The organism is Chitinophaga cymbidii (assembly GCF_007992715.1).
In the GTDB taxonomy this organism is placed as follows: domain Bacteria; phylum Bacteroidota; class Bacteroidia; order Chitinophagales; family Chitinophagaceae; genus Chitinophaga; species Chitinophaga cymbidii.
This window is the reverse complement of the sequence record NZ_BKAU01000009.1, coordinates 140317-157794: the sequence shown is the minus strand read 5'-3', so window position 1 is coordinate 157794 and position 17478 is coordinate 140317. Positions and strand designations below refer to the sequence as shown.

At 52.7% G+C, this 17478-nt stretch carries 10 protein-coding genes; 4 read left to right on the top strand and 6 right to left on the bottom strand.

Annotation, left to right across the window (positions count from 1 at the left end; genetic code table 11):
- Positions 1 to 149 precede the first annotated feature (149 nt).
- The 3 genes from CCY01nite_RS26085 to CCY01nite_RS26075 all read left to right on the top strand — a co-directional run bounded on the left by CCY01nite_RS26085 (position 150) and on the right by CCY01nite_RS26075 (position 2665).
- The gene (locus CCY01nite_RS26085) at positions 150 to 437 is read left to right on the top strand and encodes a hypothetical protein (RefSeq protein ID WP_146867509.1); all 288 of its coding nucleotides are present in this window, start codon (positions 150 to 152) and stop codon (positions 435 to 437) included.
- 238 nt (positions 438 to 675) lie between these two features.
- On the top strand, positions 676 to 1524 hold the full coding sequence (locus CCY01nite_RS26080) for a UbiA family prenyltransferase (protein ID WP_186831278.1): 849 nt from the start codon (positions 676 to 678) through the stop codon (positions 1522 to 1524).
- A 40-nt stretch (positions 1525 to 1564) separates the two neighbouring features.
- Positions 1565 to 2665 (top strand): M42 family metallopeptidase, encoded by a 1101-nt coding sequence (locus CCY01nite_RS26075; protein ID WP_146867507.1) that lies wholly within the window; start codon positions 1565 to 1567, stop codon positions 2663 to 2665.
- Between the two features lie 80 nt (positions 2666 to 2745).
- Here CCY01nite_RS26075 and CCY01nite_RS26070 read toward each other — a convergent pair whose 3' ends face one another.
- The 6 genes from CCY01nite_RS26070 to CCY01nite_RS26045 form a co-directional block, all read right to left on the bottom strand.
- Complete coding sequence (locus tag CCY01nite_RS26070; protein ID WP_146867506.1) at positions 2746 to 5586, bottom strand: glycoside hydrolase family 97 N-terminal domain-containing protein; 2841 nt, start codon at positions 5584 to 5586, stop codon at positions 2746 to 2748.
- Positions 5587 to 5639: 53 nt separating this feature from the next.
- Positions 5640 to 8135, bottom strand: coding sequence for a glycoside hydrolase family 2 TIM barrel-domain containing protein (locus CCY01nite_RS26065; protein ID WP_146867505.1), 2496 nt, complete (start codon positions 8133 to 8135; stop codon positions 5640 to 5642).
- Positions 8136 to 8198: 63 nt separating this feature from the next.
- Positions 8199 to 9389, bottom strand: coding sequence for a DUF4998 domain-containing protein (locus CCY01nite_RS26060; protein WP_146867504.1), 1191 nt, complete (start codon positions 9387 to 9389; stop codon positions 8199 to 8201).
- A gap of 23 nt (positions 9390 to 9412) precedes the next feature.
- Entirely contained in the window at positions 9413 to 10522 is a 1110-nt protein-coding gene (locus CCY01nite_RS26055; protein ID WP_186831277.1) for a DUF5000 domain-containing lipoprotein, read from the bottom strand.
- A gap of 120 nt (positions 10523 to 10642) precedes the next feature.
- Positions 10643 to 12586: a RagB/SusD family nutrient uptake outer membrane protein gene (locus tag CCY01nite_RS26050; RefSeq protein WP_222614502.1), complete on the bottom strand. Its 1944-nt coding sequence runs from the start codon at positions 12584 to 12586 to the stop codon at positions 10643 to 10645.
- Positions 12587 to 12628: 42 nt separating this feature from the next.
- The gene (locus tag CCY01nite_RS26045) at positions 12629 to 15832 is read right to left on the bottom strand and encodes a SusC/RagA family TonB-linked outer membrane protein (protein ID WP_246130058.1); all 3204 of its coding nucleotides are present in this window, start codon (positions 15830 to 15832) and stop codon (positions 12629 to 12631) included.
- A gap of 573 nt (positions 15833 to 16405) precedes the next feature.
- Between CCY01nite_RS26045 and bioB the strand changes: the two genes are divergently transcribed.
- A complete protein-coding gene (gene bioB / locus CCY01nite_RS26040) occupies positions 16406 to 17386 on the top strand; it encodes a biotin synthase BioB (protein WP_146867502.1) in 981 nt (326 codons plus the stop codon).
- The last annotated feature ends 92 nt before the right edge of the window (positions 17387 to 17478 follow it).

The window sequence follows — 17478 nt, the reverse complement described above, 5'->3', positions numbered from 1 at the left end:
GAGCGATCCGGTACTGATCATAGTATGAACTGCTCCCGTAATAAGGTTTTTCACTGGCTGAACGAAGAACGGGGCAGCCGGGAGCCGGAACAAAGAAGCCCCGGGACACTTAAATATTCGTATTTTTATCAGCACCCAATAAATCCCTCATGATAAGAACCCTGTTTTTAATCCTGTGCATCTGCCAACTTTCCATCAGTAACGCCCAGGTCTCATTGCGGCAACTATCACCGGAAAACGGAAAATACATGGTTGGTTTCAAACATTTCACGGCTGCAGACAGCACCAGAACATACCGAAGGATTTTTGACTGGAACCACAAAAGTCTTCCCAGACCCATTCCCATCAGTATCTGGTATCCTGCAACGGATGATGAGGCGCAACAACAACTCACGATGCTTGACTACATGCAAATCCTTAAAGAAGAAGAGGAATGAGAGCATCTCCCCAACGACCAGATCCTGAACTGGTTCTATTATTCCAATACGCCGGACAACCAGCGGCATTTAAAAGAAAAAACAAATGCCTGTTCACAAGCCCCTCCGGTATTAAAAAAATTCCCTGTCATTGTTTACGCACCAAGCTACCAGGCGTCTTCCACCGAGAATTTTGCGCTGTGCGAATATTTAGCCAGCCATGGATATATGGAGCCAACTTTTCCCTATTTTGCACCCCATGTTTCGCGGATTATTCAATTTCTTCCTTTTCAGCTCCATATTCATCGCCATCTGCGCTGTGATGATGACCTGGCAGTCCAACGAGACCCTCCATCTCGAATACGACCGCCTGCGCTTCTACGGCTTCGTGTTCTTCGCCACCCTTTGCAGCTACAACTTCCACTGGTACCTCACGCCCGGCGTCATCCACCAGTCCGAGCGCATCAGCTGGGGGCTTCGCAGGCGGAAACTGCAGCTGCTGGGCTGCGGCATAGGGATGATCGGGGCGATCTGGTTCCTGATCCCGCTTCTGCACCACTGGTTGCCCATTGCGGGCGCCGTGCTCCTGACTTTCCTGTACTCCGCGCCTAAAGTGCCCCACCCTGCTTTCCGCTGGCTGAAAAGGATCGCCATCGGGAAAACCATTTTTCTTTCTTTCGTTTGGACGTACGTAACGACCCTGCTGCCGGCCCTTGTGGCGGGACAGGCGGGGGATATATCCGTGCTCTACCTCACCGGGCACCGCTTCTTCCTGATCTACGCCATCTGCATTCTCTTTGATTACCGGGACCGGGAGGCGGACCGGCAGGAAGGCATCCGCAGCCTTATTACTTACTTCGATGACAATAACCTCAGCAAGCTCTACTACGGCTCCGTGCTGCTCGCGGCGTTGTTCGCGCTGCTGCTGGCGCCGGCGGTGCCTGTCTTTGTACTTTGCAGTCTTATTGCGCCCGTCGCTATAACGTCAATGATTAAACGATATTCGCAGGAGCATACATCGGATTATGTCTATTATTTTTATCTCGACGGGCTCATGATGCTCTCCGCCCTCCTTCACTTCGCCTGGTCCGCCGCCGGTGGCATTTAGTCCGCCGGAATCCGTATTTTTGCCGGATCAATCCGGAATTATGGCTAAAAAACAGAAATCAATATTAACGAAGGAATCTCTCGGCTTCCTGAAGACCTATCTCAACAACCCCGCTCCTACGGGCTTTGAGAAAGAAGGACAACGGCTGTGGCTGAATTACCTGAAACCTTATATCGACGATTCATTTGTGGACCCGTATGGCTCCGCGGTTGGCATCATCAACCCGGAAGCGGCTTTCAAGGTAGTGATCGAGGCGCATGCGGACGAGATATCCTGGTTCGTGAACTATATCTCCGCGGAAGGACTGATCTACGTGATCCGCAACGGTGGCTCCGATCAGGCGATCGCGCCATCCAAACGGGTAAATATTCATACGGAAAAGGGCATCGTAAAAGCAGTGTTCGGATGGCCGGCCATCCACACCCGCCTGCGTAGCGGCGACGGCAAGGAGCCGCAACCGAAAGTGGACAATATCTTCCTGGACTGCGGCGCCCGTTCCCGCAAGGAAGTGGAGGAACTTGGTATTCATGTGGGATGTGTGGTGACGTTCGATGATATGTTCGAAGAGCTGAACTATGATTATTATATCTGCCGCGCGATGGACAACCGCATCGGCGGGTTCATGATCGCGGAAGTGGCGCGCCTCCTGAAGGAAAACAAGCAGCGCCTGCCTTTCGGCCTGTACATCGTGAATGCGGTGCAGGAAGAAGTGGGGCTCCGCGGCGCGGAAATGATCGCCAAACGCATCAAACCGAATGTTGCCATCATCACAGACGTTACGCACGACACCACCACACCGATGATCAACAAGAACATCGAAGGCGAGATCCGCTGCGGCAACGGCCCCAGCATCACCTACGGCCCCGCCGTGCACAACATCCTCCGCGATATTATCATCAACACCGCTAAAAAAGAAAAGATACCTTACCAGCTGCATGCCGTAAGCCGCAGCACCGGCACGGATACGGACGCATTCGCCTATTCGAACGATGGTACGCCGTCCGCGCTCATCAGCATTCCGCTGCGGTATATGCACACGACCGTGGAAATGATCAAGAAAGATGATGTGGAGAACACCATCCGGCTGATCTACCAGGCGTTACTGAACATTACGCCGAAAACTAACTTCCAGTATCTTTAAGATAATGGACTCGTAAAAAACTGAAGTGCCCCCAAAAGTGTCTGACATTTGGGGGCACTTCAAATAATGGGCAGTCCTTTTTACCTTCCTGTTCCCCATTCCTTCATTAGCCGCGCCGCTTCCTGCGCAGTGATAGGCATCACCGTGCCGTGACGCGGATGAAAATCCATCGTCACTTCCTCGTCCACCACGGTGAAGTTTTCGAGATCAGTGGTTCGGGTGAACTGGTAGCGGCCTTTCGTGTACACATCGTACATGAGGATGTATTCATTTTTCCCGTTCAGCTTGAATACGCCCGCGCCTTCTACCGGGTCTTTCGTCTGCTGCACATATTTGTCGATCAGCCGGTAGCCTCCTGTCAGCCGGTCGGATACCGCCACCTTGATGCCAGCACCATCACCTTCCGTTTTAAAGAACAGGTGATATTTGCCGTCTTTGAAAACGATATCGCCGTCAATGCAGGCGCCGTTCGTGGGACTGAAGAACAGCTGCTCCGGTGCGGTTTCCAGCCCTGTAAAATCCTTATTGGCATAGGCGTAATATATCTTGTCAGGGTCTTTGCCATGCTTCATGGACCAGTAGACCATGTACTTTTTTGCAACAGGATCATAAATGGTTTGCGGCGCCCAGACGCGCAGCAGGTCTTCATTGCCGGGGAATCTTTGCTGAATGTTCACCACCGATGAAGTCCAGTTTACGAGATCCCGCGATTTGAGCAACACCATGGCCCGGTTGGAGTTCCAGCCGTTGGCGGACACCATGTCCGTCACCACCATGTAAAAGGTTTTTCCATCCGCACCGCGCAGTATATGCGGATCACGGACGCCGCCGGTGGAGCTTATTTTTTCTGACAGGATGACGGGCTCGTTATTATTCAATGCGGAGAAATTGTATCCGTCTTTGCTGATGGCGAAACGGATCGCTTCGCCTGCTTTGGAGTTGCCGGTGAAATACGTAAAGAGATACGCCGAATCCTGCGTGGGCGGTTGTGTGTTACCGGTGATCACAAATCCTCCCTGCGGCAGAAGTGTCACTTCAAAAATTCCGTTCTTCTTTACCGATACCTGTTTTTGTTGTTCATCATGATAGATGTCCGCCTTCTTTCCCGCCAGCATCGACAAGTCCAGTTTCAATTTCAACGGCTGCTTTTCCGCACTGATGCCGGCGATGTACCATGTGTTGCCATGCCTCCTGGCCAGCACTACATATTTGCCCGGATACCCGCTGATGTACCGCGTTTCATCCCAGGTCACCGGCACTTCTTTCAGGAAATCCAGCGCCGCAGGCGGCGCATCGCTGAGATTGTTGGGCGCCAGCGCGAAATTCTGGATCGGGTTCTGGAACAGCACGGCGGTAGCCAATTGGAACGCATCCGTTGTACGGCGGATGGAGCCGCCGTCGTTGCCCCGGTTCAGGCGTTTGTTCAGGAAAGTGCCACCGAATTCCATGCTGCCAACGGTATTGCGGATGAAAGGATGCAGGCAGGCATTGAATGCTTCTTCGTCGCAGGACTGCTGGTTGAACACCAGGTTCTCCGAGGCCAGCACGGCTTCGCTGCCCACGAAATTGGGATACATGCGTTCCCAGCCGCGGGGCAGGGTACAGCCATGAAAGATCACCATCAGGCCATGATCGTCCGCGTCGCTGAGGATCGCTTCGTAGAGGCGCATTGTTTCCTGTTTGTCCCCGCCGAAGAAATCCACCTTTATCCCTTTCACGCCCTGGCTTTTCAGCCATTTCATTTCTCTTTTGCGGACGATGGGATTGTCCATCAGGTTTACCGGCCCCTGCTCTATATCGTTCCAGTAGCCGCTGGAGCTGTACCAGAGAAATACGTCCACACCTTTTCCCTGCGCATATTTGATGAGCTTTTCCATCCGCTCGTAGCCGATGTTCTTGTCCCACCAGTTATCGATCAGCACATATTGAAAGTGCATGGCGGCGGCCAGGTCTACATACTTCACCTGGTCGTCGTAGTTAATGCTGCGGTCCTGCCAGAGTATCCAGCTCCAGGTGCCTTTTCCGAATTTGTAATGATGGGTCGTTTCGTACAGCGGTTTCACTACATCCCAGGGGACGGTGGTTTCCACGATAGGCGCGGGTGTTTCGCCAACGGTGATGGTACGCCAGGGCGTAGCGCCGGGCAGCGCGAACGCGGGTTCCGCGGTACCGTTGCCGTTGTTTTCTTCCGGCATGGGGAAGGCTATTGTGTACAATCCGCCGGACTGGTGTTCGCTCAACCTCGATCCGCAATAACGGCTGTCCACGCCTGTTTCACTAACCAGCACCCAACCGTCGTCCCCTATACGAAAAAGTCCGGGGAACGTATAGCCTTTACCGAATTGCGAAGGCTTGTCCATCGGCGCATCTGCGTTGTATTTTTCTTCGTAACTGGGTTTGGTGCGTTTCCATCCGATCATGGCATCACTCTGCGGTGTAAGGAAAGTAGTAGTGCGGGCGGGGAAATCAAAGCCGGTGCTTTCTTTCCGGATGATGATGCTGGCGGTTTCTCCCTGTTTGGGCACGAGATAGCGGAAAGCGACATCGTTATTGCTGACGCGGAAACATACCGATATGGATTGCTTCTTTTCGTTTTCCAGCGTAAGGGTCAGCTCGTTGGCCCTGTAATGTATTCGCGAAGCCTTTCCGCGATTCAGGGTATAGCTTTCATCCACCTTTCCTGCCTTGCTGCCGGTGATCTTCATGCCGGTTGAAAAATCGCCGGCATTGGTTTGCAGGCCAAGCGGCGAGGGTTCCAGGAAAACTTTTCCTTTGTACAAAACAGTATACACCGGCTTGCCGGATTGTACGGACAGCTGCACGGCCAGGTGCCCGTCCGGCCCCGTTACGTTATGCTCCTGCGCGGAGAGTTTCGTGGCAACACTCATGCATATCAACCATCCGGTTATTATAGAACGCATATACAAATTTTATTGTAAGGAAATACTTGTTTCCGGCGCGATCAGCAGAACGCTTATTGTAAAGAAATACTTGCCTCCACGGCCTGCAGCCACGGCGACGAAAAACGTACTTTAATTTCTCCGTCTTCGCCGGTGGCCTGAATATACGCCAGCAAGCGGCCATGATAAGCGCGGTGAACATTATCGGTATAATCGCTCATATCCCTGTTGTTGCTGGCTTCCAGCCCGAGCAACTCACCCGGGCCGGCGATCTGGCAGGTGATCTCGTTATCGGATATCATAACAGGTACGCCATTTTCATCGACTACCTGCACCACCACCTGCGTCAGCCCTTTGTTTTTATTGATCGCTTTATCGATGTGCTGGATCTTCAGCGCATAGGGTTGTTTGGAGGATTGAATAACGTAACGGGCGATCTCTTTTCCTTCTTTATCCAGCGCCACTGCTTCCAGCTTTCCGCCGGCGTAGGGAATATCCCAATAGATGATGCCTGTTTTTTCATCATAGTCTTTCGCTTCGCCCACCGTTTTCCCATTCAGTTCCAGTCTTGCTTTGGCAGCATTCGTATAGCTCACCACCCTGATGAGCTGCCCTTCCCGGTAATTCCATACCGGCCAGGCATCCATAGAAGGCGCTCTTTCGGGGCGCCTGTTGTTCCGGGCTTCCAGTTGGGACCAGACGTCTTCCATTTCGCCGCCGGCATTTCCGCCGGGCACAGGATAGGTGCCGGCATAGATAACCGGGTGATCGGCCCACAGCGATTGCCGGAAGTAGCCCCTTGGTTTGATGAAGCCACCGAAATCGAGCAGGCCGGAATAAAACCCTCTCGAGGGCCAGGGGCCTGATTCCCCGAGGTAATCTATTCCCGTCCACAAGAACTGTCCGAAAATATGTTCGTTATCCGTCACGGCTTTCCAGGCGGAAATGTCGTGGCGGTTCTCGCTGCCGTAGATCACCCGTTTCGGATAAGTGGCATGGTCCTGCGCATACCGGCTTTCGGTGTAGTTATAGCCGGTGATGTCCAGCGCGCCGGGGTATTCCGTTTCGTTGGACATGGCTACGCCCGCCAGTCCGGCCGTTACGGGCCGTGACGGATCGTATTGCTTCACCACGTTTACCAGCCGCTTTGCGATCCCGCCGAGGCGCATGGCGTTGGGCGCATCTTTTTTATATCCGCCAAAGATGGGTTGTGTGAAACCGCTGGCGTTTTTTCCATCCAGTACGGGATGTGAATACGGATCATTGGGATAATCCACTTCATTGCCGATGCTCCAGGCGAAAACGGCTACGTGATTGCGATCGCGGCGCACCATGTCCGCCAGGTCTTTTTCGCCCCATTCCTCGAAGAAGTCGAATGAGCCCTGATGACCCGGTGTGCCTACGTTCCAGCCTTCCAGCCATTTGCGTTTGGCAAATTCCCATTCATCGAATGCCTCGTTCAGCACGAGCAATCCAAGTTCATCACACAGATCGTATACATCGGGCGCCTGCGGGTTATGGCTGGTGCGGATGGCGTTGCAGCCGATGTCTTTTAATGTTTGCAATCTTCTTTTCCATACATCGCGCGGCACGGCGGCGCCGAGCACACCGGCATCATGATGAAGGCATACGCCTTTTACTTTCATCCATTCTCCGTTCAGGGCAAAGCCTTTGTCCGGGTCGAAGGTGAAAGAACGGAAGCCGGTACGGGTGATGGTTTCGTCTACTACCCTGTTATCCTTTGTAACCGTTGTTTTCAGCTGGTAGAGGTCCGGTTGACGGATGCTCCACAGATGAGGCGCTTTTACGCTCAGGCTGCTACGGAACCTGTTTTTGCCATTGGCCGCTACATTTACTTTCCCCGAGCCGCTGGCTACCACTTTTCCTTCGGGAGATAACAGTTCGTTACGGACAGTTACAGTGGCGGCGGAAGACAGATCATTTTCAATTTCTACTTCTACTTCCAGCTCCGCCTTTTTTTCCGATACGTTCTTCGGAAATGCATACACGCCCCATTGCGCGATGTGCAGCGGATCAACATACACCAGCCATACGTTCCGGTAAATACCGGAGCCGGTGTACCAGCGGGAATCCGCGCTCTGGCTGTGATCTACCCGCACGGCGATGATGTTGTCTTTCCCGTACATTATCTGAGGCGTTACGTCGTACATAAAGGAAATGTAGCCGTTGGGGCGTTTCCCCGCGAGTGCGCCATTCACGAATACTTCGCTGCGGTTGTAAACGCCTTCGAAGTACAGGTATACCTTTTTACCTTTCTGCGCTTCGGGTATGTGAATGGTTTTGCGGTACCAGCCGATGCCGCCCGGCAGATAGCCCATGCAGCTGGCCAGCGCGGGGCTTAGCCGGCCTTTCACGCTCCAGTCATGCGGAAGGTCTACCTTCTGCCATTTGCTGTCGTTCAGCGCTGCGGCTTCGCCATTTTTCACGTCCGTTAGTGTGAATTTCCAGTTGTCATTGACAGGCTGCGGAGAGCCGAATGAAACCTGTGCGGAAGCGTTGGCATAGCAGGCCAGCAAAAGCAACAGCAACAATAATCTGTGATTTTCCATAGTTTCAATCATTGAGGGTCTGTGAAAAGCGGTTGCCTTTCACAGACCCGGTAGATACTCCCTTTATGGAAGCGTAAATAATCTCACTTTGTATATCTTCATGAACGTACCGGTATCCGGCAGCTTGCCGTTAAATCCGAGGGAAACGGTGGTTTGCGCGGTAAGCGTGAATTTCACAACGTTCGTGGTATTTCTGACCATGCCCGAAAAAGCCAGGGCTTCCTCCGGCACAGGATCTACATCCGGCAGTTCATTGCCTTCCGCGATGGTGATGTATTTCGTGCCGCCATCCGAGCAATCGCCCATCAATACCTCAAAAGAATAGTTACCCGCAGGCAAGGTGACCGTTTGATGTATTTTTCCATTCGGCACGGCAGGCAATCCCCATCCACCTTCCATGGAAAGCGCGGGAGAAGGCAGCCAGTCGCCGGCATCTATTCCTCCCAGCCCGCCTGCATTCTTCACGTCATCAGATACGGTCCAGTCCGCCGGAATGCGCCATCTGTCAGTACCGGAAGCCGCCGTGAAGGGCTGGCCGGAATTCTTTATGTACTGCGCGGTGATATCCGCTCTCACGCCCACGTTCCGGTAGTCAGAATAAAACGTATCAATGGCCAGCGTGTCGGGCAGGAACTTTGTTCTGTACTTAAAGGTAGTGCCGGGTTTAAACTTATGCAATATGGCCACCGAGTCTTTTCTTTCGGTCACTACTTTTTGCGTATTGCCGTCGAGGTCCGTAAACTCCACTTCGGTGCTTATGCCTCCGCTGCTGGCGTCCAGCGTATTCCAGTCCACCACCACGGAATCTCCTTTCATTTCGGCCAGTTCAACGGTACGGTTCAGCAGTGTGGAATTATACTGGGGCCCATAAATGCGGCCGGTGATGTTGACCGCCATCGAGGTGTTGCCGTATTTGTCTTCCGTTATCAGCATAAACGTTTTTACGGATTCGGGAAAATCATTCAGCATGATCCTCATCGTATCCACACCGGCAGACCTGTTAACGGGCACTATCAGGGAATCTGTTTTATTATCCCAGTAAATTTTCAGCTTCACTATTTTGGGATCACCGATCAGCAAGCCGGAGATCATCAGCCGGCCATTGCCCGGATGTATCTTTACCGAATCGATCTTTCCGGCGTACGTGATAGCGCCATTGCCAAGATACTCTTTCCGGAAATCGTCCATTTTCCTGCAGGCGGAGGCCAGCATTATCAAAGCAGCCGATATAAAAATCAGTATTCCTGTTTTCATGTGTAATTTTTTTCGTTTAGTTGCTACAAAGGTTTACCCCACACTGATATTTCGCAGCCCGTAAGCGTTTGCCGGTAACCGGACCAGTTGTACTTGTGCCTGATCCGCAGGTACCGTACGGGTGGCGCGTCAATTGAAATATCCCAGCTGGCGCCGTTCTTGCCCGCGGTCACGTCATCATCGTTCTCCTGGCCTTCCGGCAGTCCGGAGGGTTTTTCTTCGAGGCAGGAAGCCAGTTTCGTCCAGCCCGTCCAGCTGCCGTCCGGCGAAGGGTTATCGGTGCCCCAGAGCTCGTAGCTGCGCATACTGGCTTTTTCAAAATAGCGGGGATCGGGGTAATGCCACCAGGTAAAGCGGCTCAGCTGCGCCGTGATGCCCATGTCAAAGGTGAACCACACGCCGTTGGTGGTATCTGTCAGCGTTTCATACGTACAGATGGCGCTGCCCCATCCGCTGTATATGTTGTCCCACAGATTGCGCATCTGCCGGGTATATGCGTTCACGGCAACGTCGCCGGGCAGCGGGTATTCACGGAACCCGGATTTGGGGATGAGGGTTTCGTATAACGGCTTCATGCTGGCAAACATGGTATCGCTTTCATTCTGGAACTGATCGCGCACGTAGAATGCAAAATGCTTTTCCGTGGTGTCCATTCCGCGTATGGACTGGTTGATGGCTTTCAGCGAGCTGTAGATGGCGTGGATCTGTTTCCACTGCCCGAAATCATCTTTTTGCAGTACGATGATCGCCAAAGGTTTTCTATACTCGTTATCTGTTTTTACGTTGATCCCGCCGAAGGCCGGTATTACTTTCAGGCTGTCAAAGCTGGTGAGGTAGGCGGGTTTTCCGGGATTTACCGTCACAGATACCGGTGTGGAAGCCACTTCGCTCCTGTTCACCGCGTACAGCTTTACTTCCACCGCGGTCGTATCCCTGAACCCGTCTACCAAAAGCCTGTTCGTATAGGAAGAAGCTTTTGCTTCGCGCGTTACGCCGGGCCGGATCTCGTATACCGCCTTTATATACAGCAGGTCTTCATCATCCGGCATCGTATAGCTTATTTGCGCTTCGCCCGCCAGGTTCAGAACAGTGGGGTTGCTCACAGGCCCCGGCGGTGTGGTATTATTCTCCAAAGGCCCTATGATAGTGCTTTCTGTGCATGCTGCAAAAAACAGCAGCACGCATGATAATATGTGAAGATGATAATTTCTCATTGTATGGACTTTAAATGATCGTTAAAATACTGCGGGTAATCACCAGCCGGGATTCTGCACCAGCGCCGGGTTTACGGAAATGGAATATTCCCTGATGGGCCAGAGGTAATCGCGCGGCGCGATGAATTTCTGGTTGTGGAGATTCACCACCCTGTAATAGTCTCCGGGCTCCGACTGCGTTCTGTCCCACCCCGTTACCGGCGTGTTCAGTTCCACGGCAGCTTCTTTCCACCGGCGGAGGTCCCAGAAACGGTGTCCTTCAAATGCCAGCTCGATCAGCCGCTCGCGGTGAATGATGGCGCGCAGCCCTTCCTTGCTGTCCGGCTTGCCGGGACTATTGGAATAATTGCTCCAGGATTCTTTCACGCCTTTCAGTCCGGCTCTTTCCCGCACCAGGTCCAGGTACGTGAACACCTCGGCGCCCGGCCCCGCGGCTTCGTTCAGCGCTTCGGCGTACATCAGGTAAAGGTCTGCCAGCCTGATCATGGGCCAGGGATAGTTTTCCGACGTGGCGGCATTCACCGTGCCGGAGAACGCCCATTTCCAGCTTACCAGCTTTTTCACCCAGTACCCGGTGATATTGAACAATTCGGTATTCACTTCATTATTGCGCTGTCCTTTTCTTCCCTGCACGGTATAAGTAGCGCTGTCGGATTCCGTTACGCTGTTCTGCATATACCATACGCTTCCGTCAAATGCAAGGTCCGCGTAGAATCGCGGTTCCCTGTCGAAATTGAGGCGGGCGGTCTGATACCCTTCCGCGAGGTTGAACCGTTCCTCTTTTGTTGCGGTACGGATGGCGTTGAACGCGGAAAAATCGTACGTTTTATCTTCTTCAATAGGTACGCCGTGATCTGTATAGAACAGTCTTGCGATCTTCAGCGGCACGGAGAACTGATTGAATGCGGCGAGGTTGATCGGCGCGCGGTGATCGATCTGGCTCATGCAGATGCGCTGGATGTAGCTGGGGTCCTGGCTGGCGAGGGATACGTTCTTTGTGCTGCCCCACACCAGTTCGGCATTCCAGGGATCGCAGATGGCGTTGCGGATATTCATTTGCGTGCGGGTGGTGTCGGACATTTTATTCAACCCGATGAATTTGTACAGCTTGTGGCCTGTTTGTGTAGCGGCTTCTATCGCGGCAAGGGCCGCATCCGCCGCTTTCCGCCATTTCTCCTGGTCGTAGCTGCTGCTGAATAACAGGGTGCCGTCAGGGTTCTTCACTGCCGCAAAATCCGGGTTGCCGTTGAACAGCGGGCTGGCGGCGAGCAGCAATACCCTTGCTTTGATGGCGAGTGCGATGGGTTTTGTGATACGGCCCATTTCCGTAGCTACGTCGCTGATCTTCGGCGGCAATTTATCCGCGGCCACATCCAGCAGACCGGTGATATAATTCACTACGGAATCTACCGGGTCGCGGCTGATCCTTACCTCTTCCGGGGTGGAGGAAATGGGTAATGCTTTGTCTACGATGGGTATGGGGCCGTAGAGGCGCAGCAGGTAGTAGTGATAGTAGGCTTTGAGGAACTCTGCTTCCGCGATCCATCTTGAGCGCAGCTCCGGTTCCAGGTCGTATACTTTCTGGGGGTCTTTCACATTCTCAATGAAAATGTTGCAGTGCCGGATGGCTACCCACAGGCTGTTGTTGCCGTCCCAAAGGTTATAGATGGGGCTTACCTTGTTCTGGGAACCTTTCGCAATATCCCAGTTCGTATTGGCGAACAGGAAACCATCCTTCGGCAACCACACCTCATCCCCCGCAATAAACCCGAGCGAGCCGATCGGCTCGTTTTCCGCCGGCAGGAATGAATAGCAGGTAAAAAGATATTTCTCCGCTTCTCTTTTTAACGTAAAAGCATTGTCTATTGTCACCACATTATCCGGCACCACATCTATGAATTTCCTGCACTGCGTAGCGCTCATGCCCAGCAGCACCAGCACAACAACGATAACCCGCTTTTTAAAGAATATTTTATTATGCATATGACATATTTAAATCGTTCTGGTTTTTGTTTCCCGCCGCTGCTATAAGGACAGCCTCACGCCGATGTTGAATACCCGCTGAACGGGGTACCCCAGGCCATTACCGCCCATTTCGGGGTCCCACATTTTGAACTTGCTGATCACAAAGAGGTTCGTTCCGTTAACATACAGGCGGCCGTTCCTGATCCTTGTGCGCTGCAGCAGCTCCTTTGAAAAGTTGTAACCGATCTCCACGTTCTTGCAGCGCAGGAAGGTGCCGTCGCGCATCCACCAGGTGGACCATTGATTGTTATTATTGATAAAAGTTTCGCTTAACCGGGGCCACATGGCGTACAGGTTCCGGTTCGATTCGCTCCAGTGATCGTTCGCTATTACTTCCAGCAGGCCGTTCTGCGCGCCGCCGTTCAGCACAAACGGAGAGATGTTTTCAGCGTTGATGAAGAAAGCGGTCCTGGCGGCTCCCTGGAAAAATGCGCTGATGTCGAAATTCTTATACCCGAAAGAAAAGCCAGCGCCGTAAATGATCTCGGGATCTGTGGGCAAGCCTATCGGCACCCTGTCGTTATCCGTGATCTGTCCATCTCCATTCACGTCCCTGTATTTTATGTCCCCGCCCATATAAGGACCGTAGTTCTGGTAAGGAGAGTTGGCGGCTTCAATATCATCTACAAACAAACGCTCCGCGATCAGGCCCCAGACCTGCGAAATAGGATACCCGATCCTGGACAGGTGTTGCTCATTCGGGCCATATCCCGGCTCTTCATACTTTGCAAATTCTGAAGTGGCGTAAGTCATGTTGCCACGCAATTGCAGCCATATGTCGTTATTGAAGCTCTTGTTGTATTCGAGAGAAAGATCTACGCCGCGTGCCTGGGCTTCGCCTACATTGGCTCTTATGGCTGATTCCAGGCCGAGGGTAGAAGGAATGTAGGAACGGTCCATCAGGATGTTCGTCTGCCTTCTTTTCCAATATTCCGCAATGATGTTAAAGTCGCGGAACAGGGTGAATTCCAGCCCGAAGTTTTGCGTGTATGCTTTTTCCCAGCCGATATCGTAATTGTCATAGCGCGAGATCGATACACCGGGACGGGAATATCCGCCGAGGTTGCCGAATGTAGCGCCACGGCCGCCATTGTTCAGGTTCACTTCCGATAAATAGTAGAAGCGGTCCCTGTTGGAGCCGATCTGGTCATTCCCCACCAGTCCGTAAGAAGCTCTTAAACGCACCCTGCTCAGCACGGCTTCCAGCGGCTCCATGAATTTTTCGTTGGAGAGGTTCCAGGCAAGCCCGGCGGACGGGAAGAAGCCGTACCGTCTTTCTTCCGCAAAGCGTTCGGAGCCGTTATACCCGAAGTTGAATTCGGCAAGATACCTGTTGTCGTACCCGTAAGTGAACCGGCCTGATATGCCCTGGTTCCTGTATGGCAGGGAGAGCTGCAGCTTTTCGGATTCCGAAACATTGGGATAATTGCTGCCGGGATTGCCGTCCAGGTAGCTGTTCAGCAGGGTGATCAGCATGCCGCTTACCGCGTGTTTCTTTCCGAACGTCTGGCTATAGTTAACAGCGGCCTCCATGTACGTGCGGCTGTTGACGTTCTTCGCACCTTCCGCATAGCCGAGGTACTCCGTGCCTTCGGTGATCCTGGCAAGCGTTACCGTTTTGTAATCCATTGTATTGGCTTCGTAGTAGAACGGCGAATAGGCGCGTGTAACCGCGAAGTCTGAATAGCGGTTCGTATAAGCCATTACGCGGGCGGTGAGGCCGGGAAGCAGGAACCCGAAGTCCTGCTTCAGTTCCAGCTGTGCGATCGTTCTGGAAGAGGTGTAATCCCTGTAGCCGCGTACCGCATTTGCAAAAGGATTGAGGTAAAGCGAGCCCGCATCATAATAACCGGTTACACTGTTCGATTGCGCACCGGGCCTCGGCCTATTTCCGAACAGGGGATGCTTCACTTGTGGCAGGAACTCCTGCGGGTACACGGCGGGGAACAGCACGGGGTTACTCCAGAGCACCTGGTTGAAGATGGCCGTGCCGCCATCCACCGGCCCGCGGTAGTTATCGAACTGGCCGTACACCCGCACGATCGCTTCCGTTGTTTTGGTCAGCTGGAAGTTTACGTTCGAGCGGATGGAATAGTTGCGTTGCTTGATGTTGCTGTTGAAGTCATTCAGCTCCGCTACTTTCAGAATGCCGTTATCGATGTTATAGGTACCGGAGATATAGAACCGGGCGATTTTTCCGCCGCCGTTCACGTCCAGGTTATACCGCTGGTTGACGGTATGGTCTTTTATCATCAGGTCCACCCAGTCGTTGCTGGGGAACAGCAGAGGGTTATCTCCTTTCATGGTGCCGTCGATCTTTGTCTGGCTGTAAGGCGTGGCGGCCAGGGGGTCCCGGGTCAATGCCGCTTCGTTCGCCAGCCGCATGTAGGTGATATTGTCCGTAAACTTGAAGTTCTGCGTATTGCCGGAAATAGAGTTTTCCGCGCGGAAGTTGAAATTGGTCCTTCCTTCGGCGCCGGTCTTGGTGGTCACCAGCACCACGCCGTTAGCGCCGCGCGCGCCGTACACCGCGGTGGCCGTAGCGTCTTTCAGGATGGAGAAAGCGGCGATGTCGTCCGGTTGAAGACGGGCGAGATCGTTCGGCGTGCTTTCCATGCCATCGAGTAATATGAGGGGATCTTTTTTCCCACCGGTGCTGAAGGAAGTCACGCCGCGGATAAAGAACGAAGCGTTGTCAGCCCCCGGCTCGCCCGAGCGCTGGTAGGATATCATGCCGGACAAGCGGCCGGCCAGCATGGTGGTGAGGTTGCTGGTGGGCCCTTTTAATTCTTTGGGATTGATGGTGGTAATGGCGCTGACCATACTCGACTTTTTCTGCTTGGCGCCGAAAGCCGTTACCACCACTTCATTCAGGCCATTGTCTTTCATTCTCATCATCACGTTGATCGTGCCCCGGCCATTAATATTGACCTCTTCCCTTTCAAAGCCGATCATTGAAAATATCAGCACGCCGTCCGCCGGCGCCTTGATGGTAAAACCACCTTTCTCATCCGTTACGGTGTTTTGTTGTACATCGGATTTCACCACTACGATCACACCTACCAGTGCGGAAGAATCAGATAAAACCCTGCCTTTGACGGTGATCTGGTTGGTTTGGGAAAAGGCGTTGCGGGAGAGGATAATGAAAATTGACAGCACAGCAATCCTGAGCATATAGCCAACATTGCCTGATTTTTTTTTCATACGCGAAGGAATTTATAATAGTTGATAAAATGGGGCCGCTGAAAGGGCGCCGCTGTAGTCATGCGATGATCTCATAGCCCTGTCAGGGAGGGAATCTGGTAAATAGATGCATTTTCTTTTGTTTGATGAATAGACAATAACATATATGCAATTATGCTGGAAACGGGTAGCCCCTCCTGCTTAATTGTTGGTAATCAGCGTTCCTTTTCTCCGGGAACGGCTTTTAACTATTTAAATGTGATTGGCACAACTATTACTGCATAACGTGTTTTAATGTTCACTATCTAAAACAATAACCAATAGGCATTCTATGGGAATTTATGCCATTCTAACGCGAAACATTTTATGAGTGTTCTATTGACACTTAAAAATGTGATAGCAAGTATAGTACTAAATATTTAGAAATCAAAAAAAATGTGCCGGACGATGTTTCAAAAGCAGGATGCTTTTCTTTTAAGTAACAGGATCATAGTCATTTATCCGCGGGGCTTTTAAGGGAGATAATAAAAAATCATAATCCGTAGTGGTTAATTTCGCGATGGTTTCGTAGGTTTGCCGCTAAATCCGAAGCTTATGATCCGTCACGACTGGACCTTAGAAGAAATAAAGGAGATATATAACACGCCGTTGCTGGAGCTGATGTACCGTGCCGCCACGGTTCACCGTGAGTACCAGGATACTGCCGAGGTGCAGGTGTGTACGCTGCTCTCCATTAAAACCGGCGGCTGTTCTGAAGATTGCGCATATTGCCCGCAGGCGGCCCGTTATAATACCGGTATTGATGTGCAGGCATTGATGCAGAAAGACAAAGTGCTGGAATATGCCCGCAAGGCCAAGGAAGCCGGCTCTACCCGCTTCTGTATGGGCGCCGCATGGCGGGAGGTGCGGGATAACCGTGACTTCGACCGTGTGATAGAGATGGTGAAGGGAGTGAACGAGATCGGTATGGAAGTTTGCTGTACGCTGGGCATGCTCACCGAATCCCAGGCACAGAAACTCGCCGATGCCGGCCTGTACTCCTATAATCACAACCTGGACACCTCCGAGGAGCATTACAGCGAGATCATCACTACCCGTACTTATGACGACCGCCTCAATACGCTCGACAACGTGCGCAAGGCCGGCGTCACCGTTTGCTGCGGCGGCATTATCGGGCTCGGCGAAAGTCATGAGGACCGCATCAACATGCTGCTCACGCTTTCCACCATGCCTTCGCACCCGGATTCCGTGCCCATCAACGCGCTCACCCGCGTAAAAGGTACGCCGCTGGAGCATCTGCCGAAAGTGGAGTTCTGGGACATGGTGCGCATGATCGCCACCACCCGCATCCTGATGCCGCAGGCGATGGTGCGCCTGAGCGCGGGCCGCGCCGAAATGAGCCTTTCTGAACAAGCCATGTGCTTCATGGCCGGCGCCAACTCCATCTTTACCGGGGAAAAGCTGCTGACCACCAAGAACCCTTCCTTCGAGGAAGATCACATGATGTTCGAGCTGCTGGGCCTCAAGCCCCGCGAAGCATTCAAAGACGAGCACGTGCATCTGCATGCACATTGATACCAGTCTGAAGCTGCGAGGCTTTCAAAGACAACGCTATCTGACAGAAACTGAAACGGGGGCCGCAAAGCCCCCGTTTTTCATTCGAATAT